This is a genomic window from Nostoc sp. 'Peltigera membranacea cyanobiont' 213, assembly GCF_002245975.1.
Classification (GTDB): domain Bacteria; phylum Cyanobacteriota; class Cyanobacteriia; order Cyanobacteriales; family Nostocaceae; genus Nostoc.
In genome coordinates, this window is the sequence record NZ_NOLI01000359.1 from 1 (window position 1) to 1363 (window position 1363).

Genomic DNA, 1363 nt, shown 5'->3' on the forward strand with positions numbered 1-1363 from the left:
CTTGCTAACTGTTTAACATAAAATCGTATGTTATGGTTCAAAACTTTTGTTTTAGTAGATATCTGAGTAAAAATCAAATATTTCATTGTCTAAGCGATCGCTCTGTTGTTGGGCGATCGCCTACTCAAATCTTAGCTGAATAATAATGATAATCAAGCCGATAAATTGATACAAACGTCGCTCTTATCAGTCTTTTTATTCCCTACACGATAATCATTATTCGTAAAAAACTCGAATATAAAAAGTGAACTATAAACTGGATACTCATTTATGAAGCATATCATGAGTTAAAATCTCATTTTTTAGTTCAAATCACATTTTTCTTGCATAGGAAATCAGTGGTATGCGATGTCTAATTTTAGGGCTGTGCCTACGCCATTTTTCTAGCTTGAAACTGGAACTTAGGGGCGTAGGCACAGCCAACTCTTGGCGACGCTCCGCGCGTTCGGTATCGCTTCCCTCGGATCACTCCTGCACCGCTAATCATATTTAAGAGCTAGTGTCCAGACGGATAAGCGAAGAAAAAAAGCGATCGCCCACCTGTTCAGTATTGCTGTTATCTCTCTATAGGCTAATAGCCTAATTTCTCAATCAAAGCTACACTACCATCGGAAAATGTCAAGATTTTAGGATAGCAGCAGATGATTGATCTCTATACTTTCACGACGCCCAATGGACGCAAAGCTTCTGTCATGCTGGAAGAAGTCGAATTGCCCTACGATGTCCACAAAATTGACATTACTACTCAACAGCAATTTACACCTGAATATATCGCCATCAATCCCAATAGTAAAATTCCTGCCATTGTTGACCAAGAAACTGGGATTAAAGTTTTTGAATCGGGTGCAATTCTAATTTACCTCGCTGAAAAAACAGGTAAACTCTTACCCATTGAACAAAAAAGCCGTTTTCAAGTACTAGAGTGGCTGATGTTCCAAATGGCAGGAGTCGGGCCAATGTTTGGGCAACTTAACCACTTTAAACGCTTTGCACCCGAAAAGCTTCCTTATGCCATCGAACGTTATGAAAAGGAAACTTTACGCATTTATGGTGTCTTAGATAAACAACTGCAAGACAATGAATTTATCTGTGGTGACTATTCTATTGCGGATGTTGCAACTTATCCGTGGGTAGCAATTTATGAATTTCAGGGTTTAACACTCGACAATTACCCAAATCTTAAACGCTGGGTAGAAATAGTGCAGCAACGTCCGGCTGTGCAACGCGGAATGCAAGTTCCTTAAATACAAGACCAGGGATAAGTCAATAAGGGTAATAAGCAAACATTGGTAATTAAATTTTCTTATTCTTCTTGTACTGATTGAGTAAGTATTGTGGATTGCTGATATACATTTCTGTATAA

At 38.5% G+C, this 1363-nt stretch carries 1 protein-coding gene; it reads left to right on the top strand.

Features of this window, described 5'->3' with window-relative positions:
- Nucleotides 1-641: 641 nt before the first annotated feature.
- Nucleotides 642-1244: a glutathione binding-like protein gene (locus CDG77_RS34920; RefSeq protein ID WP_094333659.1), complete on the top strand. Its 603-nt coding sequence runs from the start codon at nt 642-644 to the stop codon at nt 1242-1244.
- The last annotated feature ends 119 nt before the right edge of the window (nt 1245-1363 follow it).

Coding starts and splice junctions, on each gene's coding strand:
- CDG77_RS34920 (WP_094333659.1), top strand. CDS start 642: ATGATTGATCTCTATACTTTCACGACGCCCAATGGACGCAAAGCTTCT.